We start from the raw sequence: 21,586 nt of genomic DNA on the forward strand, positions 1-21,586 counted from the left end.
ACATCATGTCAAATTATTCGATATGCACCCCATGTCAACTTTACATGGTGTAAGAAAATGAACGCAAATCCACATATCTTTACGAAACTCACCCTTGGGGCCGCAGGGCTGATAAGCCTGATTGTCGGCTTGACGATCGCATTCGCGCCGCACGCACTCTTTGGCAGCGCAGGTGTCTCTTTGCCTGACAATGCGTCTTTGCTGAGTGAGATCAGGACACCCGGTGTCTTTCTCATCGCAATTGGCGGCTACCTGATTTTCGCGGCCTTGCGCGGCGCTTCTTTGGTGGTTCCGCTCACGGTCTCGGTTGTTCTGTTTGGTGCCTATGCCGCCGGGCGCGTGCTCAGCTTTGCTGCTGATGGCATGCCGGCTCAAAGCTTGCTCATGGCTTTTGGGGTTGAGGCGCTGATTGCCGGAATTTGTCTTATCGCCCTGAAAACCGAGAAATCGAGACTCGCGCTTTGAAACTTAAGGCGCAAAGGATTTCAGAAATTTGCGGTTAGAGCTATGCATGGCAGGGCTTTGTAACCCGATGATTCGACAGTCGGGTCACATAATTTAGTTTTGTGATCACACAAATTTTCCATGTGATCACAAAATTCGCTTTTTTCTCTAAATCGCCAAAAACCACTTAGTTTTATTAGGCAACTGTGCCTATACCTGTCCCAATCGTAGCAATATGGGATAGATTCATGAACATCCATGAATACCAAGCGAAGGCTTTGCTTCGCACATATGGTGCCCCGGTTTCCGAAGGGCGCGTTGTCCTGAAGGCCGAAGACGCCAAGAACGCAGCCAGCGAATTGGACGGCCCACTCTGGGTGGTCAAGGCGCAGATCCACGCGGGTGGTCGCGGCAAAGGTTCCTTTAAGGAAGCGGATGCCGGCGAAAAAGGCGGCGTACGTCTGACCAAATCCGTTGAAGAAGCCGCGCAAGAAGCCAAAAAAATGCTCGGCCGCACGCTGGTGACTCACCAGACCGGCCCGGCGGGCAAGCAAGTCAACCGCATCTACATCGAAGCGGGCTCCGGCATCGAAACCGAACTCTATCTCGCGCTGCTGGTGGATCGCCAGACCTCTCGCGTGTCGTTTGTCTGCTCCACCGAGGGCGGCATGGACATCGAAGAAGTGGCGGAAGCGACCCCAGAAAAGATCCTGTCTTTCTCTGTTGATCCGGCCACCGGCTATCAGCCGTATCACGGCCGCCGCATCGCCTTCTCTCTCGGCCTTAAAGGCGCGCAGGTGAAGCAATGTGTGAAACTGATGGGTCAGCTTTACAAAGCCTTCATCGAAAAAGACATGGAGATGCTGGAAATTAACCCGCTGATCGTGACTGATTCAGGTGATCTGAAGGTGCTGGACGCCAAGCTGGGCTTTGACGGCAACGCTGTCTATCGCCACGCCGACGTCGCCGAGCTGCGCGACGAAACCGAAGAAGACCCCAAAGAGCTGGAAGCGTCGAAATACGACCTCAACTACATCGCTCTGGATGGTGAAATCGGCTGCATGGTAAACGGCGCGGGTCTGGCGATGGCCACAATGGACATCATCAAACTCTACGGTGCTGAGCCTGCCAACTTCCTCGATGTGGGCGGCGGCGCAAGCAAAGAAAAAGTAACCGAAGCGTTCAAAATCATCACCTCTGACCCGAACGTCAAAGGCATCTTGGTGAACATCTTTGGTGGCATCATGCGCTGCGACGTGATCGCAGAGGGCGTTGTGGCCGCCGTGAAAGAGGTTGGCCTGCAAGTGCCCCTGGTTGTGCGCCTGGAAGGCACCAACGTGGAAGCCGGCAAAGACATCATCAACAACTCCGGCCTTGACGTCATCGCGGCGGACAACCTGTCCGACGGTGCTGAAAAGATCGTGAAAGCGGTGAAAGGATAATAACATGGCCATTCTCGTTGACGAAAATACCAAAGTCATCTGTCAGGGCCTGACCGGCTCGCAGGGGACATTCCACACCGAACAAGCGATTGCTTACGGCACCAAAATGGTCGGCGGCGTAACGCCGGGCAAAGGCGGTCAGGAGCATCTGGGCCTGCCGGTCTTTAACTCCGTGCACGAAGCCAAGGCAAAAACCGAAGCCAACGCCTCGGTGATCTATGTGCCTCCTCCCTTCGCGGCGGATTCCATTCTGGAAGCCATCGACGCCGAGATGGAGCTGATCATCTGCATTACCGAAGGCATCCCTGTCTTGGACATGATGGCGGTGAAACGCGCGCTGGTGGACAGCAAATCGCGCCTGATCGGCCCAAACTGCCCGGGCATCATCACCCCAGACGCCTGCAAAATCGGCATTATGCCGGGCCACATCCACAAGCGTGGCTCTGTGGGTGTTGTGTCCCGTTCCGGTACATTGACCTATGAAGCGGTGAAACAAACCGCAGACATCGGCCTGGGCCAGTCCACAGCTGTGGGCATCGGTGGCGACCCGATCAAAGGCACAGAGCACATCGACGTTTTGGACATGTTCCTGGATGACGACGAAACCCAATCCATCATCATGATCGGTGAAATCGGTGGCTCTGCGGAAGAAGAAGCCGCAGAATTCCTGAAAGAGCAAAAGAAGAAGGGCCGTTGGAAACCAACTGCTGGCTTCATTGCTGGCCGTACGGCCCCTCCGGGCCGCCGCATGGGCCACGCCGGCGCGATTGTCGCGGGCGGCAAAGGTGGCGCAGAGGACAAGATCGAAGCCATGAAATCTGCAGGCATTGTCGTTGCTGACAGCCCGGCAGGTCTGGGCGAAGCGGTCCTGAAAGCCATCGGCTGATAGCTGAAACCAAAGAGAGGGGCCAACCGGCCCCTCTTGTGACACTGCGGTCACGTTACCGCATCGATTTGTAACCAGCGGCGCGGAGTTTCCATGACCGACCAATCGCCCAACACCGTTTTTCACGCCTCCAGCTTTATGCAGGGGCATAACGCGGAATACCTTGAACAGCTTTACGCGCGCTACGCGAATGACCCGAAAGCTGTGGACGAGGTCTGGCAGGAGTTCTTCAAACAACTTGGCGACGCCGAGCTGGACGTCAAAGCAGAGGCCACCGGCCCAAGCTGGGCGCGCGGCGACTGGCCGCCCGTACCTGCAGATGAGCTGACCGGCGCGCTGACGGGCGAATGGCCAGCCGAGCCCGAGAGCAAAGCCGCAGGCGACAAGATCAAAGCCAAGGCCGCTGAAAAAGGCGTTGAGGTGTCTGATGAGGCCGTGAAACAGGCGGTGCTGGATTCGATCCGCGCCCTGATGCTGATCCGTGCCTATCGTATTCGCGGCCATCTGGTTGCGGATCTTGATCCGCTGGGCATGCGCGATCAGACCCCGCACCCCGAACTGGATCCAGCCTCTTACGGCTTTGCGGGCGCAGACATGGATCGCCCGATCTTTATCGACAATGTGCTTGGTCTGCAGATCGCAACCATGCGCCAGATCCTTGAGATCGTGCGCCGCACCTATTGCGGCACCTTCGCGATGCAATACATGCATATTTCCAACCCCGAAGAAGCGAGCTGGCTGAAAGAACGCATCGAAGGGTATGACAAAGAAATCACCTTTACCCGCGAAGGTCGTAAAGCAATTCTGAACAAAATGGTCGAGGCTGAGGGCTTTGAGAAGTTCCTGCATGTGAAATACATGGGCACCAAGCGTTTTGGTCTGGATGGCGGCGAAAGCTTGATTCCGGCGATGGAACAGATCATTAAGCGCGGCGGCGCGCTGGGTGTCCGTGACATCGTGATCGGCATGCCGCACCGCGGCCGCCTGTCGGTTTTGGCAAATGTGATGCAAAAGCCGTACAAGGCGATCTTTAACGAATTCCAAGGCGGCTCCTTCAAACCCGAAGATGTCGATGGTTCTGGCGATGTGAAATATCACCTCGGGGCCTCCTCTGACCGTGAATTTGATGGCAACAGCGTGCACCTGTCACTGACCGCCAACCCAAGCCACCTTGAGGCGGTGAACCCAGTTGTCCTCGGCAAGGTCCGCGCCAAGCAGGACCAGCTGGGCGACAAAGAGCGCACGCAGGTTCTGCCGATCCTGCTGCACGGCGATGCGGCCTTTGCGGGTCAGGGTGTTGTGGCAGAATGTTTCGCCTTGTCGGGCCTGCGCGGCCATAAGACTGGCGGCACCATGCATATCGTTGTGAACAACCAAATTGGTTTCACAACCGCGCCGCACTTCTCGCGCTCATCCCCCTATCCCACCGACAACGCCCTGGTTGTCGAGGCGCCGATTTTCCACGTGAACGGCGATGACCCGGAGGCCGTGGTACACGCGGCCAAAGTGGCAACAGAATTCCGCCAGAAATTCCAGAAAGACGTTGTTCTGGATATCTTCTGCTACCGCCGCTTTGGGCATAACGAAGGCGATGAGCCGATGTTCACCAACCCGGTGATGTACAAGAAGATCAAAGGTCACAAAACCACGCTGAGCCTTTATACCGAGCGTCTGGTCAAAGACGGTCTGATCCCTGAAGGCGAAATCGAGGATATGAAAGCCGCATTCCAGGCCCGGATGAACGAAGAGTTCGAAGCGGGCAAGGAATTCAAGCCCAACAAAGCCGACTGGCTGGATGGGAAATGGTCGCATCTGGATCGTCAGGACGAAGACTATCAGCGCGGCGAAACCGCCATCAAACGCGAGACCTTTGACGACGTAGGCAAGTCGCTGTCGAGTGTTCCTGAGGGCTATCCGATCCATAAAACGGTCGGCCGTCTTTTGGACGCGCGCGCCAAGATGTTTGAGAGCGGCGAAAATATCGACTGGGCCACCGGCGAAGCGCTGGCTTTCGGCTCGCTGCTGACCGAGGGGTACCCTGTCCGCCTTGCGGGACAAGACGCGACACGCGGCACCTTCTCGCAGCGCCACTCCGGCATCGTCAACCAGAACACCGAAAAACGCTATTACCCGCTCAACAATATTCGCAGCGGCCAGGCGCAATATGAGGTGATCGACTCTGCCCTGTCCGAATATGCGGTGCTGGGTTTTGAATATGGCTATTCGCTGGCCGAACCAAATGCGCTGACCCTGTGGGAAGCCCAGTTTGGCGATTTTGCCAATGGCGCGCAGATCATGTTTGACCAGTTCATCAGCTCTGGCGAAAGCAAGTGGCTGCGCATGTCCGGTCTGACCGTACTGCTGCCACATGGCTTTGAAGGTCAAGGACCAGAGCACAGCTCTGCTCGTCTTGAGCGGTTCTTGCAGATGTGTGGCGGCGACAACTGGATCGTGGCCAATTGCACGACACCGGCGAACTACTTCCACATCCTGCGCCGTCAGCTGCACCGCAGCTTCCGCAAACCGCTGATCTTGATGACGCCAAAATCCTTGCTGCGCCACAAGCTTGCGGTGTCCAAAGCCGAAGAGTTCCTTGAAGGCTCCAGCTTCCACCGCGTGCTGTGGGATGACGCCCAGCACGGCAACAGCACCACCAAACTGGCGGCGGATGACAAGATCAAGCGTGTGGTCATGTGTTCGGGCAAGGTCTATTACGATCTGCTCGAAGAACGTGATGCGCGCGGCATCGACGACATCTACCTGCTGCGGATCGAGCAATTCTATCCGTTCCCGGCGATCTCTTTGGTGAAAGAGTTGGAGCGTTTCAAAGGCGCTGAAATGGTCTGGTGTCAGGAAGAGCCAAAGAACCAAGGCGGCTGGACCTTCATCGAGCCGAATATCGAATGGGTTCTGGGCCGGATCGATGCGAAACACACCCGTCCGGTCTATGTCGGCCGCGCCGCATCTGCGTCGCCCGCAACCGGGCTGGCCAGCCAACACAAAGCTCAACAAGCAGCGCTCGTGAATGACGCGCTTACCATTGAAGGGTAATTGAAGAATGACGACTGAAGTACGCGTCCCTACTCTGGGCGAAAGCGTGACCGAGGCCACAGTGGCGACTTGGTTCAAGAAACCCGGTGACGCTGTTGCCGTTGATGAAATGCTCTGCGAGCTGGAAACAGACAAAGTGACAGTCGAAGTGCCTGCGCCCGCTGCTGGCACCATGGGCGAGATTGTCGCCGCCGAAGGGGACACCGTGGGTGTGGATGCCCTGCTGGCGACCATCGTCGCTGGCGAAGGCGCGGCCCCTGCCCCTGCGGCAGAAAAGAAAGCCGACGCAGCGCCGGCCCCGGCGGCCTCTGGCGGCGAGACCGTTGACGTGATGGTGCCCACCCTGGGCGAATCCGTGACCGAAGCGACGGTATCAACTTGGTTCAAGGCCGTTGGCGACAGCGTGGCTGCGGACGAAATGCTCTGCGAGCTGGAAACTGACAAAGTGTCGGTTGAGGTGCCCGCCCCTGCCGCTGGCGTGCTGACCGAAATCATCGCCGCAGAAGGTGCAACGGTGGATGCCACAGCCAAGCTGGCGGTTCTCTCGACAACTGATGGCGCGGCAGCCTCAGCCTCTGCTGCACCTGCTGCGCAGGCGGCTCCGGCGGCAGCCAGCACCAGCAAAGACGTTGAAAACGCGCCGTCGGCCAACAAGCTGATGGCCGAAAAAGGCCTGAGCGCCGATCAGGTCCAGGGCAGCGGGCGTGACGGTCGCATCATGAAAGAAGACGTGCTGAAAGCCGCGCTGGCCCCAGCGGCCGCGCCAGCCCCAGCAGCGACGGCCGCACCGCGCGCGCCTGTCTCTGCCGAAGATGCCTCCCGCGAAGAACGGGTGAAAATGACCCGCCTGCGCCAGACCATCGCGAAACGTCTGAAAGATTCGCAGAACACCGCCGCGATGCTGACCACCTATAACGAGGTCGACATGACCGAGGTGATGGCCCTGCGCAACGAATACAAAGACCTGTTCCTGAAGAAACACGGCGTGAAGCTTGGCTTTATGTCCTTCTTCACCAAGGCCTGCGTGCATGCGCTGAAAGAAGTGCCCGAGGTCAACGCCGAAATCGACGGCACCGACATCGTCTATAAAAACTACGTGCACATGGGCATCGCCGCCGGCACACCAACAGGTCTGGTGGTTCCCGTGATCCGCGACGCGGACCAGATGGGTTTTGCAGACATCGAAAAAGCCATCGCCGAAAAAGGCAAACGCGCGCGTGACGGCAAATTGTCGATGGCGGAAATGCAGGGCGGCTCCTTCACCATCTCTAACGGTGGCGTCTATGGCTCGCTGATGTCCTCGCCAATCTTGAACCCGCCGCAGTCCGGTATTCTGGGGATGCATAAAATTCAGGACCGGCCGATGGCGATCAACGGCAAGGTGGAAATCCGCCCGATGATGTATCTGGCGCTGTCATATGACCACCGTATCGTGGACGGCAAAGGCGCGGTGACCTTCCTTGTGCGCGTGAAAGAAGCGCTGGAAGATCCACGCCGCCTGTTGATGGATCTGTAATCTCAGTGCTGGGCTAAAGCTCGGCTCAAAACATTTTGCAAGGCGGGCCCGGCCCGCCTTCCTCCCCCGCAAATCGCAACCATTGGATTCAAAGAGTTAGGAGTCTCGCTATGACCGGAGAACTGACCGTACTCGCCCTCAGCGGGCTGCTGATCATCCTTGTGATCTTTTTTGAAACCGGCCTGTCGATTGCGCAGCTTGGCGACGCCTACATGCGCTCGCCGCGCGATGAGAAGCGCGAGAAAACTGGTATGGCTGGCCGTTCGGAACGGGCTGTTCTGAATTGCGCGATTGGTCTTGCTCTTTTCGCACCGGCCATTCTGATCCTTGCGGTCACCGATGGGTTCACCGGCACGACATTGGCCGCGGCATGGGTCTATCTGATTACCCGCGTGATCTATGTGATCTGCTATGTCATGGGCATTCCAACCATCCGTACCCTCGCGTTTGTCACTGGGCTTCTCAGCACGGGGCTGCTTTACCTTCTCGCACTCTGATTTCCGGGCGCGCGCGGCGTTTACACCTATCCAAAGCCGCACTGTCGCCACTTAAAAAGGACCAATCTATATGTCCCAATATGACGTCATCATCATCGGTGCAGGCCCCGGCGGCTATGTCTCCGCGATCCGCTGCGCCCAGCTGGGCCTGAAAACCGCCATCGTGGAAGGCCGCGAGACCCTTGGCGGCACCTGCTTGAACGTGGGCTGTATCCCGTCCAAGGCATTGCTGCACGCAACGCATATGCTGCACGAAGCTGAGCATAACTTTGCCAATATGGGCCTGAAGGGCAAAACCCAGTCTGTCGATTGGACCCAGATGAAGTCTTACAAAGACGAGGTCGTGGGCCAGAACACCAGTGGTGTTGAGTTCTTGATGAAAAAGAACAAGATCGACTGGATCAAAGGCTATGGCTCGATCCCGGCGACGGGCAAGGTCACGGTGGGCGACACCACCTATGAGACCAAGAACATTGTCATTGCCTCTGGTTCTGTGCCCTCCTCCCTGCCCGGTGTTGAGATCGACGAGAAAGTCGTCGTGACATCCACTGGCGCGCTTGAGCTGGGCAAAGTGCCTAAGAAAATGGTTGTGATCGGCGCAGGCGTGATCGGGCTAGAGCTTGGCTCTGTCTATCAGCGCCTCGGCTCTGAAGTGACCGTTGTTGAATATATGGACGCGGTCTGCCCCGGCATGGACAAGGACGTGCAGCGCACCTTCAAGCGTATTCTGGAAAAACAGGGCCTCAAATTCATCATGGGCGCGGCTGTCTCTGGCGTTGAGGCCACCAAGACCAAAGCCAAGGTCAAATATGCGCTGAAGAAATCCCCGGATGCCGAAGAGGTGCTGGACGCGGATGTGGTTCTGGTTGCGACCGGTCGCAAACCCTATTCCGAGGGTCTGGGTCTGGATGCACTCGGCATCAAAATGACCGAACGTGGCCAGATCGCCGTCGACAACCACTGGGCCACCAATGTGCCCGGCATCTATGCCATCGGCGATGTGATCGAAGGCCCGATGCTGGCGCATAAAGCCGAAGACGAGGGCATGGCCGTCGCCGAAGTTCTGGCCGGCAAACATGGCCATGTGAACTATGGCGTCATCCCCGGCGTGGTTTACACCACCCCAGAGGTGGCCACAGTGGGACAGACCGAGGACGCGCTGAAAGCCGAGGGTCGCAAGATCAAGGTTGGCAAATTCTCGTTCATGGGCAACGCCCGCGCCAAGGCCATCGGCCAAGCGGATGGGTTTGTAAAGCTGATCGCAGATGCCGAAACCGATCGCGTATTGGGGGCGGCCATCATCGGCCCAGCCGCAGGCGACATGATCCACGAGATCTGTGTTGCGATGGAATTTGGGGCCTCTGCTCAAGACGTGGCCCTGACCTGCCATGCCCACCCCACCTATTCCGAAGCCATGCGCGAAGCAGCGCTGGCCTGCGGCGATGGCTCGATCCACGCTTGATCGGCCGATCTCAGAAAGTCAAAAAGGCAGTCCCATCCGGGGCTGCCTTTTCCTTTGGAGGTAAGTCAAGCGCGCGGAGGTAAGTCAGACGCGCGGCGCGGGATGGCAGGGGGTTGAGCACATTGCTCAGTGCAACTGCCACCCCGCTTGGACGTGCAACTCGTCCATATCGTCGCAATCGGGATGCGATAGCTTTAACATAGGTGCAAAGGGGCAAATTGCTTGTGACGCCTGATCACATTGCCGTGCTTAGGCAGGGGTACGCGCCGAAGCCTCCGGATCAAACCCCGCCTCGCGCATCAGCGCGTTTGAGTTACGTTCCACAACGTCTTCGATCTGGGACATAAAGCTGGCCTGATCGAGCCCCGGTGCAAGAGGGGGCAAAAACTCCATCACCGCATGGCCCGGCTTGCGCAAGATGCCGCGTTTGGGCCAAAAGACCCCGACATTGGTGGCCGCCGGAACACAGGGTTGTTGCAGCTGATCATAAAGCACAAAGGTGCCCACCTTGTAGGGCGCTTTCACCCCCGGCGCGATGCGCGTGCCCTGCGGATAGATGATGAGCTGCCCCGGTGTCGTCGCCCCGCGCCGCACATCTTCTGCCATTTTCTTGATCGCCTTTCCGCGCTTGCCACGATTGACCGGAACGCAGCCGATGCGCAGGGCATATTGGCCCAAGATCGGCGCATACATCAGCTCGCGCTTCATGATGAAGCGCCCGGAAGGGAGGCTGCCCATCAAGAGGATGATATCAAGAAAGGATTGGTGTTTGGCCGCAATCAGCACCGCGCCCTCCGGCACCGGGCCGCGCACCTCAGTGGTCAACCCCACCATCCAAGACAGCGTCCAGCGCACCCAGGCGCAGTAGCTGCGCATGCCAAATATCGCGGCACGTCTGCTCAGCAGCGCCGGGATGAAGAAAAACAGCCCCATCAGCAACATCATCACATACATCTGGATGATGAAAACCAGCGACCGGATCCATTGAAGCGTTAACATCAGCGCAACTCCGACAAGGTGCGCCGCGCGGCCGCACCCGTGGCAACAAAGGCAACAATCGCGGCCAAAAGCGGCACCAGAACCAGCCAGAGGGCCGATAGCCCCTGAAAACCAAGACCGGTCAGAAAGCCACCCTGGTCTTGCGCGGCGGGCAAAAGCAGCACAGCGCCAACCCCCAGCACCGTGCCCCCTGCGGCCCCTAGGAACGCGCGCAGGGTAAAGCGGCGCACAAAGGCCTTGGCAATATAGCTGTCGCGCGCGCCGACAAGGCGCAGCACCGAAATGATCTTGGCATTGGCGGCCAATGCGGCGTTGGCGGCCAAGGTGATCATCGCGGCGGTGACTGCGGCAATCAGCACGATCGCCAATCCGCCGAGCAGACGCAGACGCCCGGCGGCCTGCTGCAGCGGTTTGCGCCAGCGGGTGTGGTCATCAAGAATGGCCCCCGGCACTTCGGCCTGCAGGCGCAACCGCAGCCCATCAGCATCATAGCCCGCCTCGGTTTCTTCGATCGCAATCAGCTGCGGAATCGGCAGGTTTTCCACCGGCAGATCCGGCCCGAACCACGGGGCCAGAAGCGCGCGCTGCTCGGCATCGCTGAGCGCCCGTGCTGCGGCGATGCCCGGTGTGGTTTCCAGCACCCTGAGCGCGGCTGCGGTCTGGGCATCGCGTTGCTCGACCGGCGCAGAAATGCGCAGCGTCGAGCTTTGCGCAAGTTCATCGCCCCACCGCTGCGCCAACCGACCAGAGGCCATCGAAAGCGCCAGCGCAAAAACGGCCAGAAAGGCCATAGCGCCGGCCGCGAATAAGGTCAGGCGCGCGGTGAATCCAGTGGGCGGCACCACGCGATCGGCCTGTGCGTCGCCCACAAATACAGCGGAGATATCAGACAGCAGCGCCTTCACAGATCCGCCCCCGCCAATTGCACATGCCGATTGGCGATGCGCAGCACCCGCGCCTGCACCTTGGATTTAGCGGCGCGAATAAGGTTCATGTCGTGGGTGGCGATGACCACGGCTTTGCCCATCTTGTTCAGCTCCACCAACAACTGCAAAAGCCGTTGCGACATATCCCAATCCACGTTGCCCGTCGGCTCATCCGCCAGTACCACATCCGGCGACATGATCACCGCGCGCGCCAAGGCCGCGCGCTGGCGTTCGCCACCCGAAAGCTCTGGCGGCAAGGCATGGGCCCGTTCCTTCAGCCCAACCCAGGCCAAAAGTTCTTTGAGGTTGGCGACCTGATCCAGATCGTCGCGTCCCGATACGGTCAGCGGCAGCGCCACATTGTCTGACAGCGGCAGATGATCAAGAAAGGCACAATCCTGATGCACCACGCCAATACGCCGGCGCGTGGTGGCATGATCATCGCGGCTCATGCCGCGCACATCCTGACCAAACAGCTTGGCATGCCCGGATGTTGGCGTCAGCTCACCATAGCAGAGTTTCAAAAAAGTGGTCTTGCCCGCACCCGAAGGGCCGGTCAAAAAATAGAAATCGCCCGGCTGGATCGAGAGGGAAATCTCGCTCAGCAATTCGCCACCGCCATAGCTGTAGGCTATGTTATCCAACTCAATCACAGAAGGGCCCCAATCTCAGTTTGCCCTGTTGTGCCGCAGCATCGCTTCGGTTGCAATGCAGAGCGAACCAGCTTTGCACTTTCCTACATGGGTGATACACAATATGTTGTGGATAGGTTCTGGAATAACAGGGGTTTGGGGGATCAATGCGGCTGACATGCCCGAATTGCGACGCTCAGTATGAGGTGCCCGAAGATGTGATTCCAGCCGACGGGCGGGATGTGCAGTGTTCCAACTGCTCCAATACGTGGTTTCAAGCCCACGCCAGCGCCGAACCTACGGACGCGGACACAGATGATTTTGACACAGATGTCACCTGGACGCCCGAGGTCGACGACGCCCCCCTAGAGAACGGCGAAGACGACACCTCTGACGCCGGCGCACCGGATGCAGAGGCTGATCCAGAAGAGGGTGCGCAAGACGCCGCCGCGCCGTCTGACAAAACACCCGAGAGCGCCGAGAACGATGCTGCTTTGGCCGCAGCGGTAAAAGCCGCCGTGCAGCGTGCCCGCGCGGACCGCGAGGGCGCGCCAGTTTCTTTGGACCTTGACGCCGAGGAGCCCCCTGCTGAGGTCATGCCGGAACCGCCAGCGCCGGATCACGCAAGCCAATTGCCCGACTTCGAAGCGCAGCTTGAGGCGGATATAGACGCAATGGATGCGGCAGAACCTGCCGCCACGCAAACGCCGGAAGCCGCCGCCGAGCCGAGCACAGCCCCAAAGCGCCGCGAGCTTGACCCAGCCATCGCCGATGTCTTGCGCGAAGAGGCCGCGCTGGAAGCGGCACGCCGGGCTGAGGACGGAAACCTGGAAAGTCAGCCGGAGCTTGGGCTTGATCCGCCAGATCCCGATGCAGAGACCCGTGCCCGTCAGGCGCGAGAGCGCATGGCGCGCATGCGCGGCGTATCCGTTGAAGAGATGGAAAAACCCGCCGCGCCGATCCCGGCCAATTCACGGCGCGATCTGCTGCCGGACATCGAAGAGATCAACTCGACACTGCGCGCCACCGAAGATCGTAGCGTTTTGGAACAACCCGATGGGCGCCCCACGCCAACCCAGATGCGCGCGCGCGGTGGGCGGCTGGGCTTTGCGCTGGCGCTGCTGATCGTGGCCGTGGCCATCGTCGTCTACACGCAGCCACAGACCGTGGTTGATATGCTTCCGCAGTCCGAAAGCTATGTGATTTCTTACATTGAGGCGGTGAACAAAGCGCGTCTGGCGCTGGATGCCAAAGTCACCGATCTGATGCTTTGGCTGGACAGTATGGCCCCGCAAACCGACGCTGCGGAAAGCTAAGGCCCGGTCAAATCTGATCAGAAACGATCCAGCAAGCGGCGCAGATAGTTGCGCTCTTGTTCGGGGCGTGCCTGTTCGCCAGCGCGGCGACGGATTTCATCCAGCAGATCGCGCGCCCGTCGGTAGATATCTTCGCCCTGCAACAGCCCTTCGTCCGTGCCTGTCAGCCCCTGCGCCCCCGGATCGCGCCCCAACGGGTCGCGCGACAGGCCCGCGCGTTCCTGGCCCTGTCCCTCTTGTCCCTGGGGGTTTTGGTTCTGCGCCAGCGCCTCCCCGAGAGAGCGCATGCCTTCGCGCAGCGCTTCCATTGCTTCGGCCTGTTTGTCGATCGCATCGGCCAGCCGGTCGTCGCGCAGCGCCTGTTCGGCCCCTTCCATGGCCCCTTCGGCGCGGCCAAGCGCATCGCGCGCCGCATCACCTTCGGGGGTGCCTTGGCCCGGCAGATTGCCGCGCTGTCGTTCTACTTCGCGGCGCAGGGCTTGCTGACGATCTGAGAGCGCCCCAGCGCTGCCCTGTCCTTCGCCAGATTGGTTCTGATTGTCGCCTTCGCCCTGACCCTGAGCGCCACCGCTGCCTTCATGCGCTTCGCCGCGCCCTTGACCGCCACTATAGCCCTCGTTTTCTGAGGACTGGCCGCTTTGCGCACCCGGATTATACTGTTCCTGCAACTGGCGGAACGCCTGATCGGACAAGCCTTGCTGTTCCCGCAGGGTTTCGCCCAGTTCGTTTAATGCTTGCTCACCGGGGCTTTGCTGGCCCTGACCGCCTTGGGTGACACGCATGTTTTCCATCATGCGCTGAAACTCTTCGAGCGCCTGCTGCGCTTCGGCCATCCGGCCTTGTTCCATCAGTTCCTGAATGCGGTCCATCATGCGCTGCAAATCATCTTGTGTCAGCTGCATCGAATTCTCGGCCTGCTGCTGGCCCTGCTCAGGCGCGCCGTCCTGATCATTGCGCTGCTGCTGTGCAAGTTGGCGCATGTAGTCTTGCGTCGCTTCGCGCAGCTCTTGCATCAGCCGAGCGATTTCTTCCGGGCTTGCACCATTCTTCATCGCCTCCGCCAAGCGTTCCTGCGCGCGCTGCATGCGGGCCATCGCGTCGCTCAAATCGCCTTCTTCCAGCTTCAGCGCCAGATCCCAGAGTTCGCTGGCAATCTGATCGCGGGTTTCGACGGTCAGTCCCGCAGCATTGCCCGCCTCAAGGCTGCGCAAGATGGTGCGCAACCGCAAATAATCAGTCTCTTTGCGGAAAATGCCATCTTGTGGACGGTGTGCAATGGCCCGAATAATCTGCGCCACCCGCACGCCATTGCTGCGCGCCCAAAGAAGATCGCGTCGCTGCTCGATCAGCGCATTGGCAAGCGGGTCAAAGAACCGCCGCGCCGGGAGGTTGATTTGGATGACATAAGGCGCGCTGTTCTGCCCTGCGGCGTCCTCAACCTGCAGGGTCACGCGCACCGGCAAATGCGCCCAGACATGATCTGAGAAATCTTCAATCAAAGTCTCTTCAAAAAAATCGCGATCGCCATTGATTGGCATCGGCAAAGGCAACTCAATCGCGCTGGACGCTTCTGGCGCAGCCGCAAGGCCATAGCGGCGGTCCACCGCCGCAAGATCCAGCGCCACGGTCGCCTGCCCGGCAATGACCTCATAGTCGTCACGTGCGACAAACGGCAGGCTCATCTCGCCCCGGCCCGAGGTTTCGGGCAGGCCCACCTCGGCCACTTCTGGCGCGGTATCCGGTGTCAGCGCTATGGTCCAGTTGCGGCCACCCGGGCCGGCAATTTCCAACATACCATCCTGACGCAGGGAAAAATCCTGCGCGGTCTCCGCAGCGCTTGGGATATCGTCGGTGCGACCCGAAACCGTTTCGGCCACGGTCAAGGCACCCACCTCGCCATAAAGCCGCAGAATCACGCGGCTGTTCACCGGCAAGGTCAGCGCCCCTTCGGGCTGGTCATTCAAATAAAGCGTCGGCAACCTGGTGTAGGCCGGCGGCTCTACCCAGCCCTCCCAAGAGGCGACCGGGCCACCCGGCGCGGTGCCGGGAGTCATTTCAGCAAGGCTGCCAACGCGCGTGACGCTGCCAAACAGCAACGCAATCAGCAAACCCAACAGGGCAACATAACGCAGCCCGAAAGGATCGTGACGCGACAACACGAGATCAGGGGCAACCGGCTTGGCCTCCGCGGCTTTGGCGGCCATACGTGCCTGATGCGCCCGCCAAAGCGCCTGACTGCCGGAATCATCGCCCCCCATCGCCGGGGTATCCTGCAAGCTGCGCACCGGGCGGCCCGGCAGGGTTTGGTCCAGCCGCAGTAGCGCCGCGTCGCCGCTTGGCCAGTCAAACATGCGCAGCCCGCGCCAAACGGCCCAGAGCATGGCCGCGCCAAACAGCAAAGCGGCCGTCCAAACAAGTTCGACCGAGGCCGCATCGTGCAGCCCCATCATAACCAGGGTAACAGCCAAGAAGACAACCGACCAAAGCGGCCAAAACGCGCGCAGACCACGTTCTGCGATCAGCCCCAGCTGCGTCACAGCCAGGACCAGCCGCAGCCGATCAAATGGGCGTCTTTGCGAAACCTTACGGGTCACGCTACTCCGATTCTGGGCTGAATGGGCGGAATTGCCCTAAAGCCACTCAGGGATGGTATCGCGATTTATCATTTCTTCAAAGGTCGGTCGTGGGCGGATAACCGCGAATTGATCACCATGCACCAAAACCTCGGGGATCAACGGCCGGGTGTTGTATTCGCTGGCCATGACGGCACCATAGGCCCCTGCGGACCGGAAGGCGACCAGATCACCGGGGGCAACGGTGGGCATGGCGCGACCTTTGGCAAAGGTATCGCCGGTTTCGCAGACCGGCCCGACGATATCATAGGTGGTCGGCGCTGCGCCCGGTTCAGGCTCTTGCACCGGCACGATATCATGATGCGCCTCATACATGGCCGGGCGGATCAGATCATTCATCGCGCCATCCAGAATCATGAATTGGCGATCCTCGCCCTCTTTGACATAGATGACCTTGCTGACCATGATCCCGGCATTGCCCGCGATCAGACGGCCAGGTTCAATTTCAATCTCGCAGCCCAGATGCCCCAATGTCTCTTTGACCATCTGGCCGTATTCCACCGGCAGTGGCGGCGCAGTGTTGGAGCGCTCATAAGGAATGCCAAGCCCGCCCCCCAGATCCAGACGGCGGATGTCATGCCCATCGGCGCGCAGGGCTTCGGTCAGCTCTGCAACCTTTTCATAGGCCAGCTTAAATGGCTCCAGCTGGGTCAGCTGGCTGCCGATGTGCACATCAATGCCCACAACTTCGATCCCGGGCAGGCTGGCCGCATGGGCATAAACCTCGCGCGCGCGGCTGATCGGGATGCCGAATTTGTTCTCGGATTTTCCGGTCGCGATTTTGGCGTGGGTTTTGGCGTCGACATTGGGATTGACGCGCACGGTGATCGGCGCGCGCATTCCAAGCGAAAGCGCGACCTCGTTGATCACCGCCATCTCTGGCTCGGACTCTACATTGAACTGACGAATACCGCCGCTCAGCGCGGCATGGATTTCCTCATGCGTTTTGCCAACGCCGGAAAAAACGATCCGCTCGCCCGGCACACCTGCAGCCTTGGCGCGGGCATATTCACCGCCCGAGACCACATCCATCCCCGCACCAAGCGCTGCGAGTGTTTTAAGGATCGCTTGGTTGCTGGCCGCTTTCATCGCGTAGCAGACCAGGTGATCGGTCCCGTCCAGCGCCTCGTCAAACAGACGAAAGTGCCGCTCAAGCGTTGCGGTGGAATAGCAGTAAAACGGCGTGCCAACCTGGGCTGCGATTTCCGCAACCGGCACGTCCTCTGCGCAGAGCGCGCCATCTTGATAGAGAAAATGGTCCATGATCCACCGCCTTAGCCAAAACTGTCCGGCCTCTTTAGGCACAGAATGCCGTCAGGGCAATCATGGTTGTTCTTATGAGGCCCGTTAATAAGCGAAAACGCCGCGACGGTGCGCGGCGCTTGTCTGCTTCAAAGGCTGACGCCCACGGAGACCGGCCCCTGGCTTGCCCCGACACGGGCCGAAGGCGAAATGCCGCCGGGCCCAATATTAATGCCAAGATTCGCACTGGGACGGATCGGCGCGCCATCCACGCCGCAGCCGGCCAAAAGCACCAGAGCCAAGATCGGGCCGATCAGTTTCATCCCAGGGTTTCCTTCCAGCGGGCCACCTGCGCGCGCACTTGATCAGGGGCTGTACCGCCATAAGACACGCGCGAGGCAACAGAATTATGCACGCCCAGAACGCCAAAGACCTCTTCCGTGATCTCGGCATGCACTGATTTCATATCCTCTAGTGACAGATCGGGCAAATCACAGCCGCGAGATTCCGCCATGGCCACCAGCGTGCCGGTGACATGGTGCGCATCGCGGAACGGCATGTTCAGCGCGCGCACCAGCCAGTCAGCCAGATCAGTGGCGGTGGAAAAGCCGCTGCCTGCCGCCGCCTCAAGGCTGTCGCGGTTGGCGGACATATCTTTGACCATGCCTTCCATCGCGGCCAGCGCCAGCATCAGGCTGTCGGCGGCATCAAACGTCTGTTCTTTGTCTTCCTGCATGTCCTTGGAATAGGCCAGCGGCAGGCCTTTCATCACAATGGTCAGCGCGGTGTTCGCGCCAAAAATCCGCCCGATCTTGGCGCGGATCAACTCTGCCGCATCCGGGTTTTTCTTTTGCGGCATGATCGAGCTGCCGGTGGAGAAGCGATCAGACAGGGTTACAAAGCGGAACTGCGCAGAAGACCAAATCACCAGCTCTTCGGACAGGCGGCTGAGGTGAATGGCGCAAATAGATGCGGCCGACAAAAAGTCGAGCGCAAAGTCGCGATCCGACACCGCATCAAGCGAATTGGCCGATGGCCGATCAAAGCCCAGCGCCTCGGCGGTCATGTGGCGATCAATCGGGAAAGAGGTGCCCGCCAGCGCCGCAGCGCCAAGGGGCGATTCGTTCATACGTTTCCGCGCATCTTCAAAGCGGCTGCGATCCCGCGCCAGCATTTCGACATAGGCCATCATATGGTGGCCCCATGTGACCGGCTGGGCGGTCTGCAGATGGGTAAAGCCCGGCATGACCCAATCAGCGCCCGCCTCGGCCTGGGCCAGCAGCGCGCGCATCAGCGCCTCAATGCCGCTGATGGCAGCATCAATCTGATCACGTACCCAGAGTTTGAAATCGGTCGCCACCTGATCGTTGCGCGAACGCCCTGTGTGCAGACGGCCCGCCGGTTCGCCAATGATCTCTTTCAGCCGCGCCTCGACATTCATGTGGATGTCTTCAAGGGCTGCAGAAAAGTTGAACGATCCGCCCTCGATTTCTGACAAGACCGTGAGCAGCCCTTCCCTAATCGCCTCGGCATCCTTATCCGTAATAATGCCCGCCTTGGCCAACATGGCTGCGTGGGCCCGAGAGCCAGAGATATCCTGCGCCGCCATCCGTCGGTCGTACCCGATCGAAGCGTTGATCGCTTCCATGATCGCGTCCGGTCCGGCGGCAAAGCGGCCGCCCCACATCTGGTTTGAGGATTTGTCTGTCATGTCGTGCCCTTCGGAGGAACTATGCGTCTGTTACGGTTTAGCGTGCTTTATATGGCCTTGGCGCTCAGCGCAAATGTTGCGTTCGCTGATATCAAAGCCGCAGAGGCCCTGCGCGAAGGGGACATGAAAAAACTGGTGTTCCACCCGGAGCCTGTCCCGATCTCAGCGCAGACCTTTGTGCACGAAGATGGCAGTGAGGCCACCTTGCAGGATTACGCGGGCAAATATGTGCTGCTGAATTTCTGGGCCACCTGGTGCGCGCCATGCCGCCATGAAATGCCGATGCTGTCGGCATTGCAGACCGAATTGGGCGGCGAGACGTTTGAAGTTGTCACCCTTGCCACCGGGCGCAACATGCCCCCTGCGATCAAGAAGTTTCTGGCCGAAATCAACGTTGACAACCTGCCGCGCCACCAGGACCCCAAGCAAAAAGTCGCCCGCGAGATGGCTGTATTTGGGCTGCCGACCACCGTGATTCTCAGCCCCGAAGGGCAGGAAATCGCACGTCTGCGCGGCGATGCCGATTGGGCCAGCGACTCTGCCAAAGCGGTGCTGCGCGCGTTGATCGGCAAAGACGCCCCTTCCTAAATACGCCTTAACCCGCCGTTTAGCTCTGCCGGGGCACACTGCCCGGGGTTCATATAAGGTAGGGCGCATGGCACGTCGGGGAAATGCTGATCAGAAAAAGCGCGCGGAAAGGGCCCAGCGCAGCAATCCATTGGAGTATGCGGTCGCCAAACGCGACAAAAGCACGCTTGATATGGTCAGTGATGCCATTGCCCACAAAGAGGTGATGCTGGCCTTTCAACCCATCGTGAAAGCCAACGACCCCACGAAGCCCGCGTTTTACGAAGGGCTGCTGCGGGTCTTGGATGAAACCGGGCGGATTATTCCGGCCAAGGATTTCATGTCCTCTGTCAGCGACACGGAAATTGGCCGCAAACTGGATTGTTTGGCGCTTGAGTTTGGTCTGCAAGAGCTGGAGCGCACATCAAACCTGCGGCTCTCGATCAATATGTCCGCACGCTCGATCGGTTATCGGCGCTGGATGACGGTTCTGGACGCTGCCCTGCGCAAACGCCCGGATCTTGCCAACCGCCTGATCCTGGAAATTTCGGAACCGTCAGCAATGCAGGTGCCCGAACTTGTGATGGATTTTATGGATGAATTGCAATCCAAAGGCATTGCCTTTGCGCTGGATGACTATGCGTCGGATCTGACCTCTTTTCGGTATTTCAAAGAATTCTTCTTTGACATCCTCAAGATCGACGGCCAATTCACCCGCAATATCCAAACTGATCACGAAAATCAGGTTCTGGCGGGTGCCATGGCCTCTATTGCGCGCCAATTTGATATCTTCACTGTTGCAACCCGGGTGGAGACGATGGAGGATGCAAGCACCCTGGCCGATCTGGGGTTTGACTGTCTGCAAGGATTTGTTTTCGGCGCACCGACGGTTAATCCCCCGTGGGGAAAGAACAAAAATTCCAAAAACGCTGCATAATTTGTAATTTTATTTGCTGAAATTCTTGCCGCAATGCGGCAAATCCGCTAAGGACGCAAGTGGAAGAGGATTGAGGGGCCCCGTGTTGAAACGGCCGCCGCTTCACCACCTTAGAGGAATGAAATTATGACGAACGTAGTTATTGCCTCCGCGGCACGTACAGGCGTAGGCAGCTTTAGCGGCTCATTTGCGAACACACCCGCCCATGATCTTGGCGCCGCCGTACTGGAAGCCATCGTGGAACGCGCCGGTATCGAAAAATCTGACGTGTCCGAAACCATTCTCGGCCAAGTTCTGACAGCAGGCCAGGGCCAGAATCCGGCCCGCCAGGCGCACATCAATGCCGGGCTGCCGCAAGAAAGCGCCGCGTGGAGCATCAACCAGGTCTGCGGGTCTGGCCTGCGGGCTGTTACCCTTGGGGCGCAGCACATCATGCTGGGTGACGCCAAGGTCGTCGCCGCAGGTGGTCAGGAAAACATGACATTGTCCCCCCATGTCGCGCATCTGCGTGCTGGGCATAAAATGGGTGACGTGAAATTCATCGACTCGATGATCCGCGACGGCCTGTGGGATGCGTTCAACGGCTACCACATGGGTCAGACCGCCGAAAACGTTGCCAACAAATGGCAGATTTCGCGCGAACAGCAGGACGAATTCGCCCTGGCATCGCAACTGAAAGCCGAAGAAGCCCAGAAGGCCGGCAAATTTCAGGACGAGATCGTGCCCTTCACCATCAAAACCCGCAAGGGCGATATCGTGATGGACAAGGATGAATACATCCGCCACGGCGCGACGATCGAAAGCATGCAGAAACTGCGCCCGGCCTTTGTGCGCGACGGCGGGTCTGTGACTGCAGCGAATGCATCGGGCCTGAACGACGGTGCGGCAGCTGTTCTGCTGATGTCCGAAGAAGATGCGCAAGCGCGTGGCATCACGCCAATGGCGCGTATTGCCTCCTATGCAACCGCGGGTCTGGATCCGGCGATCATGGGCGTGGGTCCAATTCACGCCTCGCGCAAGGCGCTGGACAAAGCGGGCTGGTCTGCCGCAGACCTTGATCTGGTTGAAGCCAACGAAGCCTTTGCCGCACAAGCCTGTGCCGTGAACAAGGAAATGGGCTGGAACCCGGATATCGTCAACGTGAACGGTGGCGCGATTGCCATTGGCCACCCGATTGGGGCCTCTGGCTGCCGCGTGCTCAACACGCTGCTGTTTGAAATGCAACGCCGCGACGCCAAAAAAGGCCTCGCAACGCTGTGCATCGGTGGCGGCATGGGTGTGGCGCTGTGCGTCGAACGCCCCTGAGTCTCTGCGCCTGAATGACA

18 protein-coding genes are annotated in these 21,586 nt (G+C 59.3%); 11 read left to right on the plus strand and 7 right to left on the minus strand.

What is annotated here, in order from left to right; translation table 11 throughout:
• Positions 1-57 precede the first annotated feature (57 nt).
• The 7 genes from N6L24_RS12235 (at position 58) to lpdA (ending at position 9,298) form a co-directional block, all read left to right on the plus strand.
• Positions 58-465: a DUF4345 domain-containing protein gene (locus N6L24_RS12235; RefSeq protein ID WP_271844971.1), complete on the plus strand. Its 408-nt coding sequence runs from the start codon at positions 58-60 to the stop codon at positions 463-465.
• Between the two features lie 227 nt (positions 466-692).
• Positions 693-1,886, plus strand: a complete 1,194-nt coding sequence (gene sucC, locus N6L24_RS12240) for an ADP-forming succinate--CoA ligase subunit beta (protein ID WP_271844972.1) — start codon at positions 693-695, stop codon at positions 1,884-1,886.
• A 4-nt stretch (positions 1,887-1,890) separates the two neighbouring features.
• Positions 1,891-2,772, plus strand: a complete 882-nt coding sequence (gene sucD / locus N6L24_RS12245) for a succinate--CoA ligase subunit alpha (protein ID WP_271844973.1) — start codon at positions 1,891-1,893, stop codon at positions 2,770-2,772.
• A 93-nt stretch (positions 2,773-2,865) separates the two neighbouring features.
• Complete coding sequence (locus tag N6L24_RS12250) at positions 2,866-5,823, plus strand: 2-oxoglutarate dehydrogenase E1 component (RefSeq protein ID WP_271844974.1); 2,958 nt, start codon at positions 2,866-2,868, stop codon at positions 5,821-5,823.
• A 7-nt stretch (positions 5,824-5,830) separates the two neighbouring features.
• Entirely contained in the window at positions 5,831-7,339 is a 1,509-nt protein-coding gene (gene odhB, locus N6L24_RS12255) for a 2-oxoglutarate dehydrogenase complex dihydrolipoyllysine-residue succinyltransferase (protein ID WP_271844975.1), read from the plus strand.
• Between the two features lie 110 nt (positions 7,340-7,449).
• Positions 7,450-7,836 (plus strand): MAPEG family protein, encoded by a 387-nt coding sequence (locus N6L24_RS12260; protein ID WP_271844976.1) that lies wholly within the window; start codon positions 7,450-7,452, stop codon positions 7,834-7,836.
• Positions 7,837-7,906: 70 nt separating this feature from the next.
• Positions 7,907-9,298 (plus strand): dihydrolipoyl dehydrogenase, encoded by a 1,392-nt coding sequence (gene lpdA, locus N6L24_RS12265; RefSeq protein ID WP_271844977.1) that lies wholly within the window; start codon positions 7,907-7,909, stop codon positions 9,296-9,298.
• Between the two features lie 249 nt (positions 9,299-9,547).
• Here lpdA and N6L24_RS12270 read toward each other — a convergent pair whose 3' ends face one another.
• The 3 genes from N6L24_RS12270 to N6L24_RS12280 are packed head-to-tail and all read right to left on the minus strand — an operon-like array spanning position 9,548 to position 11,876.
• Positions 9,548-10,300 carry a lysophospholipid acyltransferase family protein gene (locus N6L24_RS12270; RefSeq protein ID WP_271845201.1) on the minus strand — a complete coding sequence of 251 codons (753 nt, stop codon included), beginning with the start codon at positions 10,298-10,300 and terminating at the stop codon, positions 9,548-9,550.
• Positions 10,297-11,202: a cell division protein FtsX gene (locus N6L24_RS12275; protein ID WP_271844978.1), complete on the minus strand. Its 906-nt coding sequence runs from the start codon at positions 11,200-11,202 to the stop codon at positions 10,297-10,299. The genes N6L24_RS12270 and N6L24_RS12275 overlap by 4 nt, the downstream gene beginning before the upstream one ends.
• A complete protein-coding gene (locus N6L24_RS12280) occupies positions 11,199-11,876 on the minus strand; it encodes a cell division ATP-binding protein FtsE (protein WP_271844979.1) in 678 nt (225 codons plus the stop codon). Before N6L24_RS12280 ends, N6L24_RS12275 begins: the two co-directional genes overlap by 4 nt.
• A gap of 146 nt (positions 11,877-12,022) precedes the next feature.
• Between N6L24_RS12280 and N6L24_RS12285 the strand changes: the two genes are divergently transcribed.
• Positions 12,023-13,171: a zinc-ribbon domain-containing protein gene (locus tag N6L24_RS12285; protein WP_271844980.1), complete on the plus strand. Its 1,149-nt coding sequence runs from the start codon at positions 12,023-12,025 to the stop codon at positions 13,169-13,171.
• A 17-nt stretch (positions 13,172-13,188) separates the two neighbouring features.
• Here the strand turns inward: N6L24_RS12285 and N6L24_RS12290 are convergent, their stop codons facing one another.
• The 4 genes from N6L24_RS12290 to argH all read right to left on the minus strand — a co-directional run bounded on the left by N6L24_RS12290 (position 13,189) and on the right by argH (position 18,757).
• Positions 13,189-15,765 carry a TIGR02302 family protein gene (locus tag N6L24_RS12290; protein WP_271844981.1) on the minus strand — a complete coding sequence of 859 codons (2,577 nt, stop codon included), beginning with the start codon at positions 15,763-15,765 and terminating at the stop codon, positions 13,189-13,191.
• Between the two features lie 36 nt (positions 15,766-15,801).
• Positions 15,802-17,067: a diaminopimelate decarboxylase gene (lysA, locus tag N6L24_RS12295; protein WP_271844982.1), complete on the minus strand. Its 1,266-nt coding sequence runs from the start codon at positions 17,065-17,067 to the stop codon at positions 15,802-15,804.
• 128 nt (positions 17,068-17,195) lie between these two features.
• Entirely contained in the window at positions 17,196-17,369 is a 174-nt protein-coding gene (locus N6L24_RS12300) for a hypothetical protein (RefSeq protein WP_271844983.1), read from the minus strand.
• Positions 17,366-18,757 carry an argininosuccinate lyase gene (argH, locus tag N6L24_RS12305; protein ID WP_271844984.1) on the minus strand — a complete coding sequence of 464 codons (1,392 nt, stop codon included), beginning with the start codon at positions 18,755-18,757 and terminating at the stop codon, positions 17,366-17,368. Before argH ends, N6L24_RS12300 begins: the two co-directional genes overlap by 4 nt.
• A 21-nt stretch (positions 18,758-18,778) precedes the next feature.
• Between argH and N6L24_RS12310 the strand changes: the two genes are divergently transcribed.
• From N6L24_RS12310 to N6L24_RS12320, 3 genes are all read left to right on the plus strand, one after another.
• The gene (locus N6L24_RS12310; protein WP_271844985.1) at positions 18,779-19,345 is read left to right on the plus strand and encodes a TlpA family protein disulfide reductase; all 567 of its coding nucleotides are present in this window, start codon (positions 18,779-18,781) and stop codon (positions 19,343-19,345) included.
• A 67-nt stretch (positions 19,346-19,412) separates the two neighbouring features.
• Entirely contained in the window at positions 19,413-20,261 is an 849-nt protein-coding gene (locus N6L24_RS12315) for an EAL domain-containing protein (protein WP_271844986.1), read from the plus strand.
• Between the two features lie 126 nt (positions 20,262-20,387).
• Positions 20,388-21,566, plus strand: a complete 1,179-nt coding sequence (locus tag N6L24_RS12320) for an acetyl-CoA C-acetyltransferase (RefSeq protein ID WP_271844987.1) — start codon at positions 20,388-20,390, stop codon at positions 21,564-21,566.
• The last annotated feature ends 20 nt before the right edge of the window (positions 21,567-21,586 follow it).

Origin of the sequence: Cognatishimia sp. SS12, from assembly GCF_028369055.1 — a bacterium.
Classification (GTDB): domain Bacteria; phylum Pseudomonadota; class Alphaproteobacteria; order Rhodobacterales; family Rhodobacteraceae; genus Cognatishimia.

Coding starts and splice junctions, on each gene's coding strand:
- N6L24_RS12235 (WP_271844971.1), top strand. CDS start 58: ATGAACGCAAATCCACATATCTTTACGAAACTCACCCTTGGGGCCGCA.
- sucC (WP_271844972.1), top strand. CDS start 693: ATGAACATCCATGAATACCAAGCGAAGGCTTTGCTTCGCACATATGGT.
- sucD (WP_271844973.1), top strand. CDS start 1,891: ATGGCCATTCTCGTTGACGAAAATACCAAAGTCATCTGTCAGGGCCTG.
- N6L24_RS12250 (WP_271844974.1), top strand. CDS start 2,866: ATGACCGACCAATCGCCCAACACCGTTTTTCACGCCTCCAGCTTTATG.
- odhB (WP_271844975.1), top strand. CDS start 5,831: ATGACGACTGAAGTACGCGTCCCTACTCTGGGCGAAAGCGTGACCGAG.
- N6L24_RS12260 (WP_271844976.1), top strand. CDS start 7,450: ATGACCGGAGAACTGACCGTACTCGCCCTCAGCGGGCTGCTGATCATC.
- lpdA (WP_271844977.1), top strand. CDS start 7,907: ATGTCCCAATATGACGTCATCATCATCGGTGCAGGCCCCGGCGGCTAT.
- N6L24_RS12285 (WP_271844980.1), top strand. CDS start 12,023: ATGCGGCTGACATGCCCGAATTGCGACGCTCAGTATGAGGTGCCCGAA.
- lysA (WP_271844982.1), bottom strand. CDS start 17,067: ATGGACCATTTTCTCTATCAAGATGGCGCGCTCTGCGCAGAGGACGTG.
- N6L24_RS12300 (WP_271844983.1), bottom strand. CDS start 17,369: ATGAAACTGATCGGCCCGATCTTGGCTCTGGTGCTTTTGGCCGGCTGC.
- argH (WP_271844984.1), bottom strand. CDS start 18,757: ATGACAGACAAATCCTCAAACCAGATGTGGGGCGGCCGCTTTGCCGCC.
- N6L24_RS12310 (WP_271844985.1), top strand. CDS start 18,779: ATGCGTCTGTTACGGTTTAGCGTGCTTTATATGGCCTTGGCGCTCAGC.
- N6L24_RS12315 (WP_271844986.1), top strand. CDS start 19,413: ATGGCACGTCGGGGAAATGCTGATCAGAAAAAGCGCGCGGAAAGGGCC.
- N6L24_RS12320 (WP_271844987.1), top strand. CDS start 20,388: ATGACGAACGTAGTTATTGCCTCCGCGGCACGTACAGGCGTAGGCAGC.